A 20,384-nucleotide genomic window follows, 5' to 3' on the forward strand; every position below is an offset into this window, starting at 1 on the left:
CGGGCGGGGCAGCGTGCGCCGCCCGCACCAGCGATCACGGACGGAGGATCCCGTGACCCGACCGATCTACCGGCGGCACGAAGGCGTGCTCGTCCTGCGTGCCGCCACGGCGCCGGCCAAGGCTCGCCCCTCGAGCTGGCCCGCCTTCGACTCGGCCGACGCATGCCGCCAATGGCTCGCCCGCATCTGGGCCGACGGCACGCTCGTCGTGCCGCTGCGCGCCGCCTCCCCACGCCTGGCCGACCAGGTCGAACGGATCCTGAACGGCGACGACGTTCCGCCGAAGAAGATCTGCAAGGCCACTTGCTCGGTCGCCGGGTACGTACTGCGGGCCACGGGACGGCCGACACCGTTCGGCCTGTTCGCAGGCGTTGCCCTCGCCGGGGTGGGGCCCACGTCTGCCACGATCGGCCCGGACCATCGGCCTGTCGCCCGTCCTGACACGCTGTGGGTCGACCAGGTGCGCAGGGGCCTGCAGCGCCGGGCCGACGTACTGCCGCACCTGACCCTCGGCATCAGCTCCTTGGCCTTCCGCCGTGGCGGCACCGTCAACACGCCCCGCTCGGGCGGCCGCATCGCCGGCGCCGGCATCACCCGGCCCGTGTCCGTCCTCCTGCGGGCGGCCACGACACCGGCGTCCGGCCGCGAGCTCCTGCGTCGGCTGACCGAAGCAGGCGGCACTCCGGAGCAGGCCCGGCGGCTGACCGTTCAGGCCCTCACCGACGGGTACCTGACCAGCAGCCTCGCCGCTCCCATGACCGTGGACGACCCCATGGGGCACATCCTGCGCGTCCTCACACCTCATCTGGCGGAGCTCGAGCCGGAGACCCAGAACGTCCTCGCCCACCTCCGAGAAGTCCGCCGGCTCCTCGCCGCGCACAACCGCGCGTCGGGCCCCGACGCCCACAAGCTGCGCGAGACGGCCGACGACCGGATGCGGTTCGCCGCCGCGGAGAGCCGGAGCCGCGTCGGTCTCGACCTGGGGCTCGACGCCCGCGTACGCGTCCCGGCGCATGTTCTGGACGAGGCGGAGAAGGCGGCACACGCGCTCCTGCGCCTGACCCGCACGCGCGGCCCGGCCCCGGTGTGGGCGGCGTACGCCACGCAGTTCTGGGAGCGGTACGGCGCCGGGGTCCTGGTCCCTGTCCGCGACGCCGTGGACCTGGCCGCGGGTATCGGTTTCCCCGCCGACTACCCCCTGTCGCAGTGGTCCCGGACACCGACCGCGGTGCTGCCCCGTGACGAGAAGCTCGCCGCGAAGGCGGCACAGGCGGTCATGGACGGCACCCACGAGGTCGTGCTCACGGAGGCGGACATCGAGGACCTGGAGGACCTCGAAGACCTCGCCGCCGACGCCGGGACGACAGGACCGGTGGCGCCCCATGTCGAGATGGGGTTGCGCGTCCGGGCCGCCAGTCAAGAGGCGGTGGACCGGGGCGACTTCCTGCTGGACGTGCGCCCGGCCTGGACGGCCGGCGTCCTCTCCGGACGCTTCACCGCCGTACTGGGGCCCCGGCTGTCGGACCCGTACCGGACACTGCCCACCATGACTCAGGGAGCTCTGCCCGCACAGCTCTCCTTCGCACCCGACTTCCCGCACGCGGAGAACGTCGCCCGCGTCCCCGCTCTGCTGCCCCACATCCTCAGCGTCGGCGAGCACCGTGAGCCGGCCGACAACGTCATCGGCCTGGACGACCTGGCGGTCGTCTCCACCGGCAGACGCCTGCATCTGGTCAGCGTCTCCCGGCGGCGCGTCGTCGAGCCCGTCGTCCTGCACCCTCTCGCGCTCGAGAAGCAGGCCCCTCCCATGGCACGGTTCCTGGCCATGCTCGGACGCGGCTTCGCCACCGCCTGGACCGCGTTCGACTGGGGCCCGGCCGCCGCCGCGCTGCCGTTCCTTCCCCGGGTCCGCCACCGCCGTACGATCCTGTCCCCGGCGCGGTGGACCCTGCCCGCTGCCTCTCTGCCCTCCGGCCCGTTCACCTCCGCGTGGCACGACGCGCTGACCGGCTGGACCTCCGCCTGGCGCTGCCCGCCTCGTCTCGAACTCCACGACGGCGACCGCTCCATGAGCCTCGATCTGGCCGAGCCGCTCCACGCGCGCCTGATCCACCGGTACCTCCAGGCCCACGAGCACGCCGTTCTCACCGAGACCGTCGACGACGGCGACCTGGGGTGGATCGGGCACGCGCACGAGATCACGATGCCCCTGGCCGTCACCGGTCCCCAGGTGCCGCACCCGGACCTGGCGGGAGCGCCGCTGCTGAAGAACACGCGCCTGCACCACCCCGGGGACACGAGCACACGATGGCTGCAGGCGAAGGTGTTCACCCATCCGACGGCGATGGACGAGATCCTCACCGGGAGGCTGCCCGCTCTGCTCGAGGACCTCGGGACCGCCGACGTGTGGTTCGCGCGGTACCGCTCACTGCACGAGACGGGTCACCTGCGCATCCGTGTCCCCGCCGACGGCGGTGCGGGACACGCCGGCACCCTGCAGGCGGTGGCCGCGTGGACCGGGCGGCTTACCGCCGACCGGCTCGCCTCCCACCTCGTCATCGACGGCTACCGGCCGGAGACCGGCCGCTACGGCACCGGCCCCGCGATGGCCGCCGCCGAAGCCGTGTTCGTCGCGGACAGCCTCGTGGCACGCTACGCACTCACCGACGTTCCCTCACTCGCCACGGAAGTGCGGTGCGCCCTCGGCATGATCGACATGGCGGAGGGCTTCCTCGGGACCCGCGAAGGCCGGACGTGGATGGCCGTCGCCCCGGCACCGCGGCCCGAGGGGCACCCCGAAGTCACCACCCGGCCCGCCGTCCGCCACGTGCGGTCCCATCCGCTGCTGACCGCCTCCCCACGGCTGGCGGCGGCCCTGGCACAGCGCCGGGCCGCACTGGGCGCCTACCGGGCCCACGTCGACGGCCGACGCACCGAGCAGGTGCTCGAGTCGCTGCTGCACATGCACCACAACCGGATGACGGGCCCCGACCGTGTCAGCGAAGCCGCCTGCCGTCATGCTGCCCGTCAGGCCTGCCGGTCTCTGACGCCACAGGGGGAAGCGTGATCCACGACGACCTGGGCGACGGTCTGGCCGGCATCGCCCTGCACGAGATGGTTGTCGCCCGCGCCCGTGGCGACTGGAGCGCGGCCCACGCGGCGGCACAGGCGGTCACCGCGCTGCCTCTGACCGGCCATCCCGACGAGGCGGGCCTGTACCGAGGGGTGCCCGCTGTCGGCTACGCCCTGCGCGTCGCCGGGCACCCCGCCTATGCGCGGACGCTCGCCGAGCTGGACGACGAGACGGCCGCGATCGCCACCGCCCGCGTGGATGCCGGGCAGCGGCGCATGGACCGCGGCCGTCCCGCCCGCATGGCCGAGTACGACCTGATCAGCGGAGTGACCGGACTCGGCGTGTACCTGCTGCGTTCCGGACAGGACGCGGCCCTCCAGCAGGTCCTGGACTACCTCGTACGGCTGCTCACCGAACCCGTCACCGCTGCCGGTCACCAAGTTCCCGGATGGTGGGCGGCCGACGCGCCCAGCGGGGTTCTCGAGGACGGCCCGTTCGGCGCCGGACACGCGAACTTCGGCCTGGCGCACGGCATGGCGGGCCCGCTCGCGCTCCTCGCTCTCGCAGGCCGGGCCGGGCACACCGTCGACGGCCAACAGCGTGCCCTCGACGAGGGGATCGCCTTCCTCGTCCAGTGGGCCCGACCACGTGACGGCGGGGCCGTCGGATGGCCCGACCTGCTCCCGCTGGACACCTTCCTTCAGGGGCCTGTCGCCGGCCTGCCGCCGTCGCGTCCGTCGTGGTGTTACGGCACGCCCGGCATCGGCCGGGCCCTGCAACTGGCCGCGCTCGACCGCCACGACGACCTGGCACGCGAGACCGCCGAGCACGCCGTCCTCGACTCCGTCACCGACCCCCGGCAACTCGACCGGCTCGACGAGGCCACCGTCTGCCACGGCTGGGCCGGGTTGCTGCTGACCTGCGACCGTGTCGCCGCCGACGCCATGTCCGACGGCATCGCACGCCGGTTGCCGAGGCTCCGCGCGCGGCTCGGCACGCATCTGGCGCGGCACGCGACACCCAAGAACGTCGGCCTGCTCACCGGCAGCGCCGGCGTCCTCCTCACCCTGCACACCCTCAGCGCTCCCCGCCCCGTTCAGCCGGGGTGGGAAACCTGTCTCCTCCTGAACTGAAAGGTCCACCGTGAACCAGACACCGACCGCCGGCGAGCTCCGCGACAACCTCGTCGACCAGATGATCCTGCACACCGTGAGCCTGACCCCCGACGTCGAACGCGCCCTGCGCACCGTGGGCCGCGAGACGTTCATCCCCGGTGTCGACCTCAGGACCGCCTACGCCGACCAGGCCGTGACCATCAAGGACAACCCGAACGGGCCACTGGCCCTGTCCTGCGCGTCGGTTCCGTCCGTCGTCGCGACGATGCTCGTCCAGCTCGGCGTCCAGCGCGGTGACAACATCCTCGAGATCGGCGCCGGAACCGGCTACAACGCCGCACTGCTCGCAGAGCTCACAGGTGCTCCGGGACGGGTCACCAGCATCGACATCGACTCCGACGTGGCCCTGCACGCACGCACCATGCTCGACCGCGCCGGGTACGAGCACGTACACGTCATCGAACGCGACGGACTGACCGGCGCACCGGAGAACGCCCCCTACGACCGCATTCTGGCCGCCGTCGGCCTGTGGGACGTGCCTGCGGCGTGGTGGGACCAGCTCCGCGAGGGCGGGCGCCTCGTCCTCCCGTTGCGCTGGCGGGGCCAGACCCGGTCCGTGGCCCTGACCCGGCGAAGCGACACGCTCGTCTCCGACGACATGGCGCTGTGCGGCTTCGTCCCGATCATCGGGCAGGACGGTGAAAGGACGGCGGCCCTCGACGCGGACGCCACGATCCGGGTCCACTACGACGCTGACCAGGCCGTGGACGTCGACGCGCTCAGTGGCAGTCTGCGCGACGCGCAGGGCATCGAAGCGCTGTCCGAGCAGCGTGTCGGCGGAAAGGAATCGTTCGACGGGGTGTGGCTGCGCGCCACCGCCGGCGACGACCGCGTGTGCCGTCTCGAGGTCACGCCTGACGCACTGGCCCAGGAGCCGATCATCAGGCCGGCCGTCCCCAGCCGAAGCCCGCTCCTCGCCGACGGCGGCTCCCTCGCCTACCTGATCGTCCGTCGCGAAGGCATCGAGCCTCAGCGGCCGTTCCGCCTCGGCGCGGCCGCGTACGGTCCGCGCGCGCAAGCCCTCGCCCAGGACCTCATCGCGCACATCGAGACCTGGGGCAAGGCACGGACAGCCGTGCCCCGCCTGACCATCACCCCGGCGAAGAGCTCGCCGGCTGCGGGACCGGGCCACGAGATCAGCAAGCCGGAGAGCCGCATCATGCTCACCTACTGAGCCGGTCCTGGCGGCGTCGTCACCCGCACGGCCGGGGACGCCGCCGGAGTGGGCCGCCGAGCGGGAGGCTCCCCGCCCGGTGCGGGGAGCAGGCGATCTCGATGCAGTCCTCCATGTTGCCGTTGGGATCATCCCCGCGGGTGCGGGGAGCAGGCGACGGCGGTGTAGGTGTTGGCGACGGGATCGGGACCATCCCCGCGGGTGCGGGGAGCAGTCCCCGTATCGGCCCGGGTGTTGGTGTCCTGGGGGACCATCCCCGCGGGTGCGGGGAGCAGAATACTCATTGTGGGTCGCCTCCACTTGAGTGAGGACCATCCCCGCGGGTGCGGGGAGCAGAGGTGTCCAGCGGGATCTGCTGAGTGCTCAGCGGGACCATCCCCGCGGGTGCGGGGAGCAGTGGCTGATGCGCCTCATCAACGGGTCGCTGTCGGGACCATCCCCGCGGGTGCGGGGAGCAGACTGTTCGACCTGCGAGTTTATGGCCGCCGAAGCGTGTTCTCAGGGACTTTAAGAGATTCCGGCAAATGAGGCATTGAAGTCGATTGTGTACTGGGGGCCGAGCGGGCTGCGTCCTACGTCAACCTCGCACTGATCCGTGTCCCGAAGGAACGGTGATGACGCGACAACCTCCTCTACTCCCTTTCTCGCCCAGGGCGGCCGCTCCCACCTGCAGGGCCTGTCCTTCTGGCTCAACACCGAGCCCTAGGTGGTTATCCACAGGGCGCCCTGCGTTGCCGTCACCGAGTGAGACGATCTCTACCTGACTGAGCGAGACAGGGAGTATCGGAGTGTCACTACCAGACACGTTGAAGCCCTTGGCCGCGTCCCTGGATTCGACGGACCGTGCCCAGGTCATGGCAGCCGCCTGGGAAGCCTTCGCCGTGGCCGAACAGGTGGCGGACGCCGTCGCTTTCGAGGAAGGCGGCGACGAGCTCCAGGCCATGATCGCCGCGCAGGCGAGTGTGGCGGGCCGGAGCCTGCTGCCGCTGCCTGGGTCAGGTCGTCCCGTCGACGTACCGCCCCTGTCGCCTGGTGCCGAAGGGCTCGCCCCGTACGTGGAGCTGCTGCGCCACGTCCAGGCGACCCTCGAGCATGCGGCTGCCGAGCCGGGGACGGAAGAAGGCGGTCGAGCGGCGGTGCGGGAGGCCGCCGGCAAGGCCGCAACCGCCGCCGGAGCGCTGCTCGCCACGCGGGAGCGATAGGCATGCCCACCACGCTGGGAGAGCTGAGCGAGACCGCCAGCCGCAACCTGCGCGAGGTCATCTCCCACACCCTCATGCCGGACGATGCCCGAGAACAGTCCGTCGTGGTCCGACAGCTGGCCGACCTGGTCAGGCACCTGCAGACCACACTGGAGAGCGCCGGGGAGCGGCCCCGGCGGGCGAACCCCGGGCCCGCCACTCATCTGGCCACCGCCCAGAGCGCCCTGCGCCGCGCAGCCGGACGGTTACCCGCCCTCGATGACGAGATCGCCGCCCTGCACCACGACACTCCGCTGGCCCGCGCCGTACAGGCCACGGCCGCCGTACAGGACCTCATCGCCAGCCACCGCAGGCGGGACGGCATCCCGGTGACGCCGTACGCCCTGGCGTTCACGGAACGACCCGCCCGTGCCTACCTGGTACACCGCTCGGCCGAGCTGGCATGGGGAGCAGCCCGAGTGGCCCAGGCCCTGGCAGAGACCGTCACCAGTGATGCCACCGCGGCGCAGCTCTACGTAACACGCGGAAGCCTCGACCATGCCTCGGTGTTCGGCCGCGCCACCGACGGAGAGAAGAACCGGGCCATCGAAGCGTTCCCGCTCGTGCCACCGCTCGATCCACACCCAGCTCTGCCCACCGATGCCGCCGCGGCCATCTCCGCGCACCTCGCCGACGACTGCGAGCGCCTGTCCCGGACCGCTTTCGAGGCCCTGCACGGCCGCGGCGAGCCCGGCTTGAGCGGGTCCGACGTCCAGCAACTGGCCCGGTGGCGTGCGATGAGCGATCTGCTGTCCGGCCGTACCCTGCTCCACGCCGCCTCGTACACCGATCCGCACACCGCCGAGGCACTACGCGAGGCCGCCGGCCGGCTGCGGACGGCGGCGCAGGCCTGGCAGCAGACCGCGTCGCGATGGCACCGGGTTGTCGACCTCTCCGATCCCCGAGTCCACCCGAAGCTTCCGCTGCCCAGTTACGACCTCGCGCGCAGCGGCCAGTTCACGCGGATGCCCAGGACACCTCCGCATCCCGCTCTGGTCACCGCGCATGCGCATGCGACACGCATCGGGCAGCTGCTGTACGGCATGGCCTGGAGCCCGGAGACGCCGGGCCGGCCGGTCCAGCGGGACGCCCGCGAGGTCCTTGCCGACGCCGGAGGCCTGACGGGGCTGACGCAGACGCTGTACCGGGTGGCGGCGACCGGGTGGCAGCTCGCCGCGGCCATGCCCGCCGTCATCCGGCACATCGAATCCACCTTGGTGACCGACAACATCGACCACCGCCCCTCGGAGGCCGTGCATCGCTTCTACCCCCTGCCCAGCCATCAGGCAGGACGCCTGGCAGAGCGCTACGAGCACGTCATGGAGGCCGAGCAGGCGGCCGCCGCCGGCATCCTGCGTACGGCTCCGCGCACGGGCATGGACACCGCGCGCGCCCAACTGGACGCGGCCGCCCACAGGCGGATCCGGTCGGGTCAACCGTGGCTGCCAGTCGAGATGGCGGCAAAACAGCAGTCGGAGACAAGGCAGCCCTCGGCACAGGCGGCTCGGTCACGGTCGACCACAGTGGCCAAAACCTCCCAGCGGCCGGCCGCAGAAGGGCCCTCCCCATCACGGCTACGCGAATCGCCGGCGCAGCAGCAACCCCAGCGGAGCCGAGGCCGCCGTCCATGACCTCGTGGTCGGCCGAGCCATCTTGCAGTCATGTGGGACGTCGGCTCGCATGCCCAACCGGGCTCGCGCTGCCGGCCCGCTCCAGGCGGCCAGCTGCCCGTCCAGGGTGGTCAAGAAGGGGAGCGGCAACCGGCCGTTTCCGCCCGCTCCGGACGAGCGGCGCTTGTGAAGACCGAGCGCGGGCGCACTCAGAGGGACGCGCAAGTGCCACCGCGCCGCACACCAGAGCAGTGGACGGCTGCGACGAAGGCGAGTGGGGCGCGTTCAGCTCGCAGCGCCTGGGAGGTCTCCCCTGTTCTCCTTCGGGTTCCTGCACAACGTCGTGCCCTCGTGGATGGGCCTGCTGATCCGTAGACTCCGCCGGGCGGGCGCGGGTGCCCGCCCGATCCCAACCGTTGTCAGGGGGACCTCATGCCGCTCCCGCCCACGGGCTGGCACAAGAGCAGCTACAGCACCGACTTCGAGGAAGCCTGCGTGGAGGCCCGCGTCGCCGCGGTCGGCGCCGGCGTACTCGTCCGGGACACCAAGGACCACGATCGTCGCCCGTTCTCCGTCTCCGCCCGCGCCTGGATCAGCTTTCTGAAAGCGCTGCACCAAGACGGCATCTGACCAGGCGGCCCTCGTCGTGGCGTTCGTGGCGGTGCCCGGCCCACCGCAGACCCTCAGCGCTCCTCCATCGCCCAGGCGCTCGGCACCAGACCGGGCAGACGATGGTCGATCTGGTGCTCACTCTTGGTGCAGCCTGCGAACGGGCCGGTGGAGCCACGCAGTTCCCGCAGGGCAGGGTCCAGATGATCGCGGTGCCAGACGCTGGGGCCGGTGTATCCGCAGGTGGCAGGGTTCGTGAGTTCCTGCCAGGCCAGCCAGCAGGCGTGGAGGCGGGCGACGGCGACGGGGTGTTCGAACCACAGATGGCACCATCGAGCGTCCGCGCTGGGCTCGGCAAGGTAGCCGGGCACGAGGAGGCCTTCGACCCACTCGATCAGGGCCCGGAGTTCGTCGTCGTACACCGGCGGGTCGAGCAGGAGGATGAACGGCGGGAACCGCCACTCCTCCCCCGCCTCCTCCTCCTCGTCGGCGGCATCCGGTTCCTGCTCGGCCGAGGCCTCGTCCAGGCCGGTGTCGGCGGCGCTGGTGAGCGTCCTGACCTGGGCGGTCAGGGCGGTCACTTGGGCCTTGAGGTCTTCGAGGTCCTGGAAGAGGCCGACGGGGACCCCGAAGTCGGGGGCGTCGTCATCGGCCACGGCGGGCCGCCTTCTTCTCCTCGTGGGCGAGGACGGCGCGGCCGGTGATGGCCTTCTCCTCGGCCTGCATCTGAGGACCGATGTGGGCGAGGGCCTTCTCTGCGTACCAGGGGCGCAGGGCGATCTGGGCGACGGGCATGCCGGTGGACATCAGCAGGGCGGTGCCCTTCTTCATCGCACGGATCTCGGCGGGGTCCATGACCTGCTCGCGCTGCTCGCCGACGCTGTAGGAGTAGCCCTCCTTGGACTTGGTGTAGGAGCCGCGGTCGATGAAGTGGGCGCCGGTGAGGGTGGAGACGTCCTGCGAGAACTTCGCGTCGTCCAGGCCGACGCCGATGAGCTTCTTCGTGGCGGCGGACCACATGGCGTCCATGCCGACCTCGCCCCACGCCTTCACGCCCTGTCGGTAGCTCTGCAGGATGACGTACGGAGTGATGCCGCGGGAGCCGAGGTGGGAGTACAGGTCGGGCAGATCGGCGATGCGGCAGATGTTGGCGGCCTCGTCCCAGCCGGCGTGCGGTGTCGGGCGCGTCCGCGAGCAGCGTTTCGAACTGGTCGGCCACGAGCACCAGGCGGGAGCGTACGCCGTGGCGGGCCAGTGTCTGCTCGACGGCGGCACGGATGCCCTGCTCGTCGGTGAGCTGCCGGGCCAGCGCCGACCAGCGGTCGTGCCAGTCCGACTGCATGGTGTCCGCGTCCCCCGCCGAGGCCAGGGCCCAGGCCAGCAGCTCTTCGGCGGTGAGGCGCAGCCCGAGGGGCAAGCGAGCGATCACGTACCGGTCGCTGTCGAGGTGTCCGAGCAGGCCGGCGCCGACCAGCGAGGACTTGCCGACGCCGGAGGGGCCGAGCACGGGGAGGACGGGTACCTGCTGCTGCTCGAGAAGTTCGATCAGCCGCTGCGTCTCGTTCGTACGGCCGTGGAAGACGGCGCGGTCACGCTCGGTGAACGACAGCAGTTCGCGGTACGGGCTGTCCGCCAGCAGCCTCCTGCGCAGTTGGGGCCATTCCCGAGTGAGGGACTCCACGGTGAGCGCGTAGCCGGTCCGGCGCCGCTGGTCCCCCTCGACGGCGACGACGACGCCGATGACGCCGCCGTACTCCTCGTCCCACACCGGTGCTCCGCTGAAGCCGTCGGCCAGCAGGAACGGTGTCTCCTCGTCGCAGGTCAGCTGCCACCAGCCAGTGCCCTCGCGGCCCTCGACGGTGCCGCGGGTCCAGATCCCGGCGTCCTTGCTGCCGCCCCGTCCCGGATACCTCGGGAACCCGAAGGCCCGCCAGCGGTGCCCGGCCAAATCGTCCGCCTCCACGATCCGCAGCGGTACGGCACCCGGCGGGGGCTCACCGGTCAGCTGCAGAACGGCGACGTCACCGCTGCTGTCGCCGGCCACCGGCACACTGAAGTGCACGGTGGCCGCAGCCTCGGGCCGCCCTGGCAGCAGCGGGAAGTCGACGGTGACCGGAAGGAGTTCCGGCAGCGGTTCGTCCTCCGGAAGGCCCGCGGTGGAGGCGACGACGTGGGCGCACGTGAGCAGCAACCCGTCGGGGATCAGGAACGCCCCCCCCGACCGGACGGCCCTCGTGCAGCACACGGGCCGTCCCGCGCTCCCACGCGATGCCCGGCACGGCCTCCGGTGTCACGTACCGCCCTCGGTCCGGCCCCACTCCAGTTCCAGCTTGATGTGTGCCTCCCCGGATCCCTTCGCCACGACAAGACCCGCCTCAGCTGTCACCCGCAGTCCGAACTCCGCACGGACGTGGTCGGGGCTGCGTGGCAGATCCGCCAGCCGCTCCAGCATGGTCGCGGCCACCCGCTGCACCCGTGCCATGCCTGACTCGAACGTGTCGGCGGACGTCTCGAAGAGCTCGTCGCCGCGGCTGGCCCGGATCACCCCGGAACCCTGCTCGTCGGACAGCTCGACGACGAAGACCTCGCCGTCCTCGAAAGGGACACTCAGGTACACGCGGCTACCCTTCTGCTGGGCCCACAAGTCACTTGTGGGTCCAGTGAGTTGTGTGGATCACCTCGGCCCGACATGGTACTGCGGCCCCCGGTAGTGGCTCCGCTCTTCGGGTGTACCGCCGTACCGACTTCGCCGCTTCACGGCAACGAACACGGCCCCGCTCGCCGTCACGGAGGAAGGCGAACAGGGCCGCGGGGCGACTGGTGGTCCGTTACCGCGCTCCCAGCTCGGCCAGGAGAGTCTTGTACGCATCCGGATGCTGCTCCCGCAGGACGTCCATCCACACCCGGGCGCCTTGGACGAAGGTCTCGGCATCCATCTTCTGATGGAGATGGCGAACGCAGTAGAAGGCGTCGTCGTAGGGGAGCCGCTTCGGCTGCTTCGGCTGCACCGGCTCCGCGTTCGCCGTCCGAGGTTCGCCCATGACGCTGGTACGCGGCTCCGGAACGGACTCGGGAACCTGCTCGCGCTCGTCGGGCGCTGCGACGACGCCGGGCCGAAGCGCGGGAGTCGGCGCGGGAGCCGGCGCGGGAGCCGGTGGCGTGGCCGGTGAAGTCGCCGGGTCGGCTGACGCCTCCGGGATTATCACGCCGTGATAATCGGCGGGGCCGGCTGAGCGCTCGACGGCCTCCAGCGGCTGAGCCTCGGCCTTGATCCTGGCGGCTTCCGCCCGTTCATCCGCTTTGGCCCTCTGCTCCTCGGCGGACAGCCTTCCGAGGTTGCGGACGTGCTCCACCTTCCGCACCCCGGTCACCAGATCCTTCTGGAGCTCGGGAGTGAGCTTCAGCAGGGACAGCTTGCTGGAGATCGTGTTCTGCGGGATGCCCAGCCGCTTGGCCGCCCTGGTCTGGGAACCGTAGTAGTCGACGAGGGTCTTGAGGGCGTGGGCCTCCTCCAGATCCGTCATGTCGTCGCGGTGGTAGTTCGCGACGAACGCGGCCTCGAGGAGCGCTTCGTCAGTGGCGACTCGTCCGTTGTCGACACGGACGGGGATGGTGGCCAGGCCGACACGGCGAGCGGCCTCGAGACGCCGGTGGCCGTCGACGACGATGTACTGCGCTCCGTCGTCGAGGTCGCCGGCGCGGTCCGGCCGGTTGCGCAGGTAGGCATCGACCATGGCAACGGCGATGGGGATGATGATGCCGACCTCGCGGACGCTCTGCACCGTCTCGTCGAGGTTGCGCAGGTGGTTGCGAGGGTTGTCGGGGTTGTCGCTGATGCGGGTGACCGGCAGCTCCGTGATGGCCGCCGTGGTCGACTCCTCTCCAGCGATGGTCTGGTCGATGAGGTTGCGTCGGGAGGACCGGGCGCCGCGGGCTGCGCCGAACGCGGGTGCCGATCCCAGGGTGTCGGCCTTGCTCACCGGGTGGCTCCCCTCGCTACCTGTCGCATCGCTTCCGCCTGATCACTCCGTGGCGCGTAACTCAGCAGCGGCATCCGTTTGCGGACCGCTTCCCGCTGCTCCTTCAGGTCGCCGATGACGGCGAGGACCTTCGGGTCGCCGAGCGACTTCCAGTTGTCCAGGGAGGAGGTGGCCACGTAACCGCGGCGGGAGTCATACAGGTTGACGACGAGGCCGAGGTAGTCGATATCGAGGGAGAGGTCATCGCAGAGGTCTCCGATCTGCTGGGCGAGCATGCCGTAGGCGGTGGCGGAGGAGTCCTCGGCGAGTACGGGGATGACGACCCCGGAGCCACCGGCGGCTTCGCCACGGCGCCGGCGCCCGTAGTAGAGGGCGGCGTCCATGGCGATGCCGAGGCTGGGCGGACAGTCGACGATGATCACGTCGTAGTCGGCCTCCAGCGGGCGCAGGGCCAGCTCCAGCGCGGCCTCCTTCTGGAAGCCGCGCTTCTGCATCGCCACGACGGCGATCTTCGCGTCAAGGAGGAACCCGTCGAAGCAGGCGGGCAGTACGTGCAGGCGCTTCTCGAACCGCGGATCCTCTATCACCACGACGAGATCGCGCAGATCTCCTCCGCCGTCGCCGCACATGTGCGAGACCAGGCTGTCGTGGTCGGGTTCGATCTGGGGGACTCCCAGTTGTTCACTGAGGTGCCCCTGCGGGTCGAAGTCGACGATGAGGACCCGTTTGCCGGCCTCGGCGTAGGCCTCGCCGATGCCGGCGGAGATGGCGGTCTTGCCGACCCCGCCCTTCTGGTTGCCGACGATCTTCCGTTCGGGGTCGGTCCCGCGGGCGCCCTGCTGGGGGGAGGGGTTGGCGTCGAGCCAGCTGCGGATCGACTGCGCGAGGCCCTGGGTGTAGGAGACGCCGCGATCGGTGCAGGTCTCCTTGAACTGCTCGTACAGCCCGGCCGGAAGCCACGTGGAGAACGACCTGGCGCCGGCGGTGTCCACCTCGGCTCCGCCGCTCGTACTGTCCCGCCAGTCGTTGATGGCCGCCTCGACGGCGTCCTGGATGTCCAGGCTGAGTTCGGCGGCGCGGACCTTGAGTGCTTGCTGGAGCGCCGAGGGCAGCTTGGACGCTACCTTTTCCCGGTCTCCGTCGGGATAGGGGGAAGCCATGACGTCAGCATACTGACTTCTGTCGGCGTGATGACAACCGCTTTGCAAGTTCTGACGCGCTTTCACCCGATGGGCGTCCCAACGGCCTTCGGTCTGGGCTGTCTATCGGCCCGTCTTGCCTTTCTGAGCCACTGCCGGTGCCCAATCGCCGAAGCCGTTCTCCACCACCCCACCGACAGCGAATCCGAGTGACGTCGAACGGCTGCTGGCCTAGCGTTCCGCCCATGAGCACCCCAGACGTCGGCGCTGCCGATGAGGTCGGCGTGGCGATCCACTGCCAGGACAACTTGTCTGTCGGTGTGCGGTTCGCCGATCGGTTCAGCTTCGACGCGGACTCCGTGCACTACGCCGTCGAACTACAGGCTCCGGGCTTGGCCGCCCGAGCCCACGAGGTCGTCGCCTGGATCTGGGACAGCGATCTGGCCCCGTTCTTGGAAGAGCTCGCCGCTGACTACCGGGGGTGGGACGGCGAACGGAGTTGGCAGACCAACGACGGTGACTTCGCAGTGTCAGCCGTCTTCCGGTCCGGCGGCCACGTCGGGCTGACCTGGACCTTGCGGCCATGGCCGAAGGCCGCCGGCGGCTGGTCCGCCTCGGTGACCACCTGGCTGGAGGCCGGTGAGCAGATGGCTTCCCTGGCGACCGACGTCCGGCACTTCCTCGCCGGGGAGGCGCGGTGACAACTGGCATACGAATCACCTGACAGACCAGCCATCGCCGTCTCGCTCGTCCTGAACCACCCCGGGTCACGGCTCACGACGACCTACGCCACTGAGACGGGTCAATTATCACGCCGTGATAGTTGTCAGCTCCGTCGAGAGCGCAGGAACGCGTCGACCCGGCTGTCCCGTCTCTGCGACGTGCGGGCGTTCTCGTCGGTGGGCGTGTACGGCTCGGTCCTGGTCAGCCCTTCGGACGGGCCGACCAGAGCACTTGGTTGACCTTCACCTTGGGGGAGCCCACAGCGTCAGCAGGGCCGGGCGACGGGCCTGGCATGAGGAGGAGACGAGCATGGAGTTGCTGACCGGGACATTCGCGAAGGCGTCCCGGCTGTCGCCGAAGGCGCTGCGTCTGTACGACGAGCTCGGCCTGCTGACTCCCGCTCGCGTCGACCCGGTGACCGGCTACCGCCTCTATGCACCGGAGCAACTGGATCAGGCCCGGCTGGTTGCCTGGCTGCGACGGCTCGGGATGCCTCTCGCCCGCATTCTGCAGGTCTGCAGCCTGGCGGCAGGGCCGGAGGCCGAGGAGGTCCGTGCGTTCTGGGCTCAGGTCGAAGCTGACACCGCCGCACGGCGGGACTTGGCCACCTTCCTCATCGACCACCTCTCTTGGAAGGACCCCGCCGTGCCCGCGACCGCCAAGCCCCTGAGTATCCGTTACGCCGCCCTTTCCGACACCGGCCTTGTCCGCGAGAGCAACCAGGACACCGCCTACGCAGGGCCCCACCTGCTTGCCGTCGCGGACGGATTCGGCAGCGGAGGTGCCCCGGCAAGCGCCGCCGCTGTCGACGCGTTCAAGAGCCTCGAGGCCGACAGCATCCCGGCGGGCAATCTGCTCAACGTCCTCGAAGACGCGATCGACCAGGCCAAGCGGGCCGTGCACAGCATCTCCGGAGTCGGGCCCTCTTCCGAAGGCGCCGGAACCACGCTCACCGCGATGCTCTGGACGGGATCGCAGCTGGCCCTCGTCCACATCGGCGACTGTCGCGTCTACCTCCTGCGGGATGGAGAGCTGCTCCAGATCACCCACGACCACACCATGGTGCAGTCGATGGTCGACGAAGGGCGCCTCAGCCCGGAGGAAGCCGCCTCCCACCACCAGCGCTCCCTACTGATACGTGCTGTGGGCCAAGGAGCCGACTCCACATCCGACACGCGTCTGCACGACGCCCAGCAGGGAGACCGCTACCTGCTCTGTTCCGACGGCCTGTCCACCGTCGTACCGACCGAGGAAATTCGCCGAGTGCTCACCGGTGTTGGCGAACCCGAGCAGGCGGTACGCAAACTCATCGCCCTCGCCAACGGCGTCGGCGGCCCCGACAACGTCAGCTGCGTGGTCGCCAACGTCATGGAGCTCCAGCAGTAGGAGCGGGCTGGGAGGCCGGTCAGCGTCTCGTCGCAATTATCACGGCGTGATAATTGCCTGCCTCGGCAGATCCGTGGTGCTCCCGCTGGTTCTCTCAAGGAGAAACGATCCGACCCTGGAGTCGGATCGCTTCACGCCTTGTCCTGGCACTGCGCTCAGGCAGGCGACACACGGTCCGGATGACGAGAGAGGCGCGAGAGACCGTTGAGTCTCTCGCGCCTCTCTCGACTGGTGTGCTTGCTCAGCCGGTCGGTCGGTTCAGCAGGGGGACCACGACTTGACGCGCGGTTGCGGCTTCGCCCAGACGGAAGAACTTCACCTGGCCCATGGTGTGCGTGCACTCCAGGTAGCCGGCTGCTTCAAGCTCGCGTCGTGCCCGGGAAAAGTGCGGTGCCGGTACGCCGATCAGCTCAGCCAGCTCGGCCGCGGTGCGCTCGACGCTGCTGTCCAAGCCGCCCAGGATCGCGTAGGTCATCAGCACGTTCTGCTTGAGGTGAGAGAGATCGCTTATACGTGCCTGCAGGGCTTCGAGCTCTGGGTATGGACTGTTGCGTGCCATGGTCAGGCCCTTCGTCGCTGCGCCGGACGGCCCGGCAGGGTCGGCAGATGGTAGGCGGCTGCCTCTTCGGATTGTTCCCGTCCGGAGAGACTGGAGACGATGTGCGGAGTCACCCGGTACTTGATGGTCCGGCCGATCACATCGGCCACCAGGAGCATCTTGTGCTCGGCGAGCTTCTTCGCCATCCTCCTCGTCGCTTGCGGGGTGAGTCCGAGGAAGTCGGCGGCCTCCACCGCTGTGGCGCCACCCTTCCCGTTGTACGTCATGATCCCGCAGTAGAAGAACAGCCGAAACTCGTTACCGGTGATCCCCGAATCAGCCGCGAGCATGGCGAGGACTCGTTCGAAGCTGAACTGCCCGTGCCGACCACCGAAGGCGTAGGACCGGCGTGGGGCGCCCTCGTCCTCTTGTTCCAGCAGCTCGTGGACCTCACCAGTCGCGGTGTTGACCAGCGCACGGCTGCGTCCACTGCGCCCCTGATTTGGCACTTGCGACCCCTGACCTGGGCTTGTCTCTGACGACCGCGACATTACCACTGGCGACATGTCGTGTGGGGTAACCGAGGGAACGTGGCGTTTCCTTCACATACCCCTACCGACATGTCGCCAAAGGTTACCGAAGGAACCCTGAGATTCCTTCGGTGACGCACTGTGCCATGCCGCCAACAGTCATCGAAGGAACTGCCCAGTTCCTTCGATGACCACTGACGACATGACTACTGACGACATGTATCGGCATCCTAGGGTGCTCATATCGGCATCTCAGAGTGCCGATATGAGCATCGCAGGATGCCGATATCGGCATCCCTGGGTGCCGATCAAGCAACTGTTTTCGCAGGTCAGAGCCTTGCGGGGGCTACGCACTCTCTGTACATCCGAAGGAACTGCCAAAGGAACCCTCCGTACGGGAGGCCCTGCGGTACTCGCGCAAGCGCTCCGTTCCTCGGGGTGCCCCTCAGGCCTGTCGTTCACCTCGACTTGTGACACTTACCGACCTCGGCAGTTACACAACGTGGCGGAAGCTGGGATGTGGGTCCGGAGGCATACGCGCGCCAGCTCCGGAGTCTGCACGTATCGCTGTGGCGGGCTTTCGGTGGCTGGTGCTCGGACTCTGGTCGTGCTGAGCAGCAGGACTGTCCTTGCCTGTACCAGGGGAGGGGAAGCCGCTCCTACTGGATCCGTTTCCTGAGGGCTGTCCGGCCTGGATTATCACGCCGTGATAATCGTCGGCTTGACCCTGACCGCCGCTCGTCCTCCCGACCTCACCGAGCTGTCGATCGCCCCAGCGGATGGCACAGCACGTCGTCGAGGGCCGACTGTGGTGCGGTGTCCGGATCGTCAAGCACCAGTCGGCCCTTGAGGTGGATCGGGCCCCCGGTGCCGCCCCCGACGCCTGGTCTCGCCAACGGAGTACGGAGACCAGGCGTCGGGGGCGGCAATCGCTGTCAGGCGAAGAGGTCGTACGTCTGGTGCCCGTAGAAGACCGTCGGCACGTTGGAGCGCACGGCGAACGGCGTACGCCAGGACCCTGTGGCCCGGTGGAGGAAGGGGGAGGTCGGCACGTCCCGATGGATTCCGTACAGGTCGGGCCGGTCGTCGAGGTTGGCGTCGCCGATGTTGACCAGGTGGCTGTAGGTGTTCCAGCCGCCGCCGATACGGGTTCGCGGGGCGAAGCGGCCGTTGCCGTAACCGAGGTAGAGCCAGAGGACGCCGGAGCGGTCGCGGGCGACGAGGTCTCCTGCGGGGGCGCCGGCGATGTCGCCGACTGCCAGGATCTGGTTGTACGTACCCCATCCGCCGGTGCCGATCTTCACCCGCTTCGCGAAGGGAGCTTTGTAGTTTCCGGTGCCGCGGTACAGCCACAGAGCACCGGACTTGTCGGCGGCGACGAGGTCGGCCCGGCCGTCGCCGTTCAGATCGCTGCCGCCGGTCAGCTGGACGTAGGTGTTCCAGCCGCCTCCGATCCTGACGCGGGAGGCGAAGGGGGCCTTGCTGTCGCCCGTGCCCAGGTAGAGGTACAGCACGCCGTTGCGGTCGCGGGCCACCACATCGTCCACGGGAGCGCCGCCGAGGTTGCCGGATGCCTCGATGCGGTCGTAGACGTTCCAGCCCCCTCCGACGAGCGTCTGGGGGTTCTGGTAAAGCTCGTCGTAGGACTCGTAGGTGGTGTCGGAGAGCCACAGCCGTCCGGCCGTGTCCCGCTCGAGGATGTCGGGCTGGCCGTCACTGTCGTAGTCGTGCGCGCCGGACTTGCGTTTGACCGTGAACGATCCGGAGGCGGACAGGTCGGGGCCGATGCCGTTGCGCGGCTTGACGTCGATGCGCCACGTGTAGCTGCCCGCCGAGGCCGGTGTGTAGAAGTCCGGGTTGTTGTGCCACGCAAGTTCACCGTCCCAGTCGAAGGAGAATCCATGCGGGTCGTCGGCGCTCGGGTACGGGCGCAGCGTTTCCTTCTTCGTCTCGCCGGTGTACGTGTTGCGCAGGGTGACGTTCACCAGCACGTTGAGCCGAGACAGTCGCCATTCGAACCGGGCAGGGCCGGGAGCGTCGAGGTCGATCACCTCAGGGACCGAGTCGCCGAGGAATCTGACTCCCACCGACTCCCCACTGCTCGCCACCCGGGTGGAGACCGGGGATCCCGCAGACCCCATGGCGACCCGGTACAGGCCCTCACCGCCGCTGACCGTGCCGCCGCTCGCGTACAGGGTGCCGTCGGGGGCCGTGGCCACTTCGCCCGTGTGGTCGAGGAGCTTGCGAGTGGCGTTCGTGGTGAGGTTGCGAGCCGTGAGGGCGTAGAGCGGGTTCGGATCGTTCTCCCAGACCAGGTCGCTGTTCACGCCGTAGGTGACCCAGTTGCCCACCAGCCCGACCGTCACGGTGCCGCGCACCTTGCCGAGTACGGTGCTCCGGTCGGGGCCGGGGTTCGTGCCGCGGGCGGTGACGACTACGCGGTCCGTGCCGGCATCGTCCGTCTCGTGCCAGGCCACGTGCGTGTCGGACACGGCGACGGAGTCGGAGGCGGACCGCATGTCGTGACGCTGGACCACGGCGGCGGTGGCGAGGTCGACCAGCGCCCACTGCCAGGTGCGCGAAGTCTGGTAGACCAGCACCGCGTGCTCGGGGGTGGCCGCGGCCAGAGTCGCCTCCTTGGCGTCGAGGGGCAGGCCGGTCACCAGGCGCTTCGTCACCGTACCGTCGTCGGCCTTCTCGAGCAGCCGCACTTCCTCACTGTTGTCGCTGATCCAGCGGCGTACGAAGTACTTGAAGCCGACGCACCCGGCCAAGACGCCCCCCGCAACCTCGCGGCCGGGGGAGATTCCCACCGATTGTTGCGTGCTCATGTCACGCAGTTCGGTGATCTTCAGGCTGCTCTCCCAATGCACGATCTCGACCACGTCCGACGCCAGCGTTGGAGAGACGGAGGCATCCACGTACTCACCGGCCCAGGACTTCGCCTTCACCACGCTCGTTGAACCGTCGGCGAAGCTGGTCCACAGGGGCGTGCCCTGGTCGTGCACCAGGAACCCACTCGACCCGACACTGTTCAGCCGGCTCCTGCTTACGCTCGGATAGGGAACCTGAGCCTCGGCGGCTTCTGCGGCCGTGACCGGCGTTGACAGGGGCACCGACGCGGGCGCCGCCACGGCATGGCCACCGACCAGGGCCACCGCGAGGACAGTGCCGATTGCGGCGGTGAGTCTCAGCCCCAAGACATG

General features: G+C 69.7%; 16 protein-coding genes, 1 pseudogene and 1 CRISPR repeat array. Of the genes and pseudogenes, 8 read left to right on the forward strand and 9 right to left on the reverse strand.

The features are described from left to right. The first annotated feature begins 52 nt into the window (after positions 1-52). The 6 genes from ACIQ1J_RS33790 to ACIQ1J_RS33815 all read left to right on the forward strand — a co-directional run bounded on the left by ACIQ1J_RS33790 (position 53) and on the right by ACIQ1J_RS33815 (position 8,903). Positions 53-3,067, forward strand: a complete 3,015-nt coding sequence (locus tag ACIQ1J_RS33790) for a lantibiotic dehydratase (RefSeq protein ID WP_403562966.1) — start codon at positions 53-55, stop codon at positions 3,065-3,067. Further along, complete coding sequence (locus ACIQ1J_RS33795; protein ID WP_403562968.1) at positions 3,064-4,206, forward strand: lanthionine synthetase C family protein; 1,143 nt, start codon at positions 3,064-3,066, stop codon at positions 4,204-4,206. The genes ACIQ1J_RS33790 and ACIQ1J_RS33795 overlap by 4 nt, the downstream gene beginning before the upstream one ends. Before the next feature lie 10 nt (positions 4,207-4,216). Then, positions 4,217-5,422 carry a methyltransferase, FxLD system gene (gene fxlM / locus ACIQ1J_RS33800; protein WP_403562970.1) on the forward strand — a complete coding sequence of 402 codons (1,206 nt, stop codon included), beginning with the start codon at positions 4,217-4,219 and terminating at the stop codon, positions 5,420-5,422. Between the two features lie 19 nt (positions 5,423-5,441). After that, a CRISPR array of direct repeats spans positions 5,442-5,880; the repeat unit is 24 nt; unit sequence CATCCCCGCGGGTGCGGGGAGCAG. Between the two features lie 396 nt (positions 5,881-6,276). Further along, the gene (locus ACIQ1J_RS33805) at positions 6,277-6,624 is read left to right on the forward strand and encodes a hypothetical protein (RefSeq protein WP_403562972.1); all 348 of its coding nucleotides are present in this window, start codon (positions 6,277-6,279) and stop codon (positions 6,622-6,624) included. 2 nt (positions 6,625-6,626) lie between these two features. Then, a complete protein-coding gene (locus tag ACIQ1J_RS33810; RefSeq protein WP_403562974.1) occupies positions 6,627-8,294 on the forward strand; it encodes a hypothetical protein in 1,668 nt (555 codons plus the stop codon). 411 nt (positions 8,295-8,705) lie between these two features. Next, on the forward strand, positions 8,706-8,903 hold the full coding sequence (locus tag ACIQ1J_RS33815) for a DUF397 domain-containing protein (RefSeq protein ID WP_403562976.1): 198 nt from the start codon (positions 8,706-8,708) through the stop codon (positions 8,901-8,903). Between the two features lie 53 nt (positions 8,904-8,956). Here ACIQ1J_RS33815 and ACIQ1J_RS33820 read toward each other — a convergent pair whose 3' ends face one another. The 6 genes and pseudogenes from ACIQ1J_RS33820 to ACIQ1J_RS33845 form a co-directional block, all read right to left on the reverse strand. After that, the gene (locus ACIQ1J_RS33820; RefSeq protein WP_403562978.1) at positions 8,957-9,538 is read right to left on the reverse strand and encodes a DUF4913 domain-containing protein; all 582 of its coding nucleotides are present in this window, start codon (positions 9,536-9,538) and stop codon (positions 8,957-8,959) included. Further along, positions 9,528-10,157, reverse strand: a complete 630-nt coding sequence (locus tag ACIQ1J_RS33825) for a TraG/TraD/VirD4 family protein (RefSeq protein WP_403562980.1) — start codon at positions 10,155-10,157, stop codon at positions 9,528-9,530. The genes ACIQ1J_RS33820 and ACIQ1J_RS33825 overlap by 11 nt, the downstream gene beginning before the upstream one ends. After that, positions 10,111-11,127: pseudogene (locus ACIQ1J_RS33830) on the reverse strand (trypsin-like peptidase domain-containing protein); the annotation flags it as partial. The gene ACIQ1J_RS33825 and the pseudogene ACIQ1J_RS33830, both read right to left, overlap by 47 nt. Before the next feature lie 45 nt (positions 11,128-11,172). Continuing rightward, complete coding sequence (locus tag ACIQ1J_RS33835; RefSeq protein WP_073732237.1) at positions 11,173-11,499, reverse strand: CU044_2847 family protein; 327 nt, start codon at positions 11,497-11,499, stop codon at positions 11,173-11,175. Between the two features lie 211 nt (positions 11,500-11,710). Beyond that, the gene (locus ACIQ1J_RS33840; RefSeq protein ID WP_403562982.1) at positions 11,711-12,862 is read right to left on the reverse strand and encodes a ParB/RepB/Spo0J family partition protein; all 1,152 of its coding nucleotides are present in this window, start codon (positions 12,860-12,862) and stop codon (positions 11,711-11,713) included. Next, a complete protein-coding gene (locus ACIQ1J_RS33845) occupies positions 12,859-14,022 on the reverse strand; it encodes a ParA family protein (protein ID WP_403562984.1) in 1,164 nt (387 codons plus the stop codon). The genes ACIQ1J_RS33840 and ACIQ1J_RS33845 overlap by 4 nt, the downstream gene beginning before the upstream one ends. Positions 14,023-14,246: 224 nt before the next feature. Between ACIQ1J_RS33845 and ACIQ1J_RS33850 the strand changes: the two genes are divergently transcribed. After that, positions 14,247-14,702: a DUF6228 family protein gene (locus tag ACIQ1J_RS33850; RefSeq protein ID WP_403562986.1), complete on the forward strand. Its 456-nt coding sequence runs from the start codon at positions 14,247-14,249 to the stop codon at positions 14,700-14,702. 331 nt (positions 14,703-15,033) lie between these two features. Next, positions 15,034-16,110 (forward strand): protein phosphatase 2C domain-containing protein, encoded by a 1,077-nt coding sequence (locus ACIQ1J_RS33855; RefSeq protein WP_403562988.1) that lies wholly within the window; start codon positions 15,034-15,036, stop codon positions 16,108-16,110. 241 nt (positions 16,111-16,351) lie between these two features. On the opposite strand, the gene ACIQ1J_RS33860 is transcribed toward ACIQ1J_RS33855, so the two are convergent. From ACIQ1J_RS33860 to ACIQ1J_RS33870, 3 genes are all read right to left on the reverse strand, one after another. Beyond that, the gene (locus ACIQ1J_RS33860) at positions 16,352-16,669 is read right to left on the reverse strand and encodes a hypothetical protein (protein ID WP_179342378.1); all 318 of its coding nucleotides are present in this window, start codon (positions 16,667-16,669) and stop codon (positions 16,352-16,354) included. Positions 16,670-16,671: 2 nt separating this feature from the next. Next, positions 16,672-17,157 carry a helix-turn-helix domain-containing protein gene (locus ACIQ1J_RS33865; protein WP_337307958.1) on the reverse strand — a complete coding sequence of 162 codons (486 nt, stop codon included), beginning with the start codon at positions 17,155-17,157 and terminating at the stop codon, positions 16,672-16,674. Between the two features lie 956 nt (positions 17,158-18,113). Then, entirely contained in the window at positions 18,114-20,186 is a 2,073-nt protein-coding gene (locus tag ACIQ1J_RS33870) for an FG-GAP repeat domain-containing protein (protein ID WP_403562991.1), read from the reverse strand. Positions 20,187-20,384: the final 198 nt, after the last annotated feature.

This window comes from Streptomyces sp. NPDC097107 (assembly GCF_044762405.1).
GTDB classification, from domain to species: Bacteria; Actinomycetota; Actinomycetes; order Streptomycetales; family Streptomycetaceae; genus Streptomyces; species Streptomyces thinghirensis.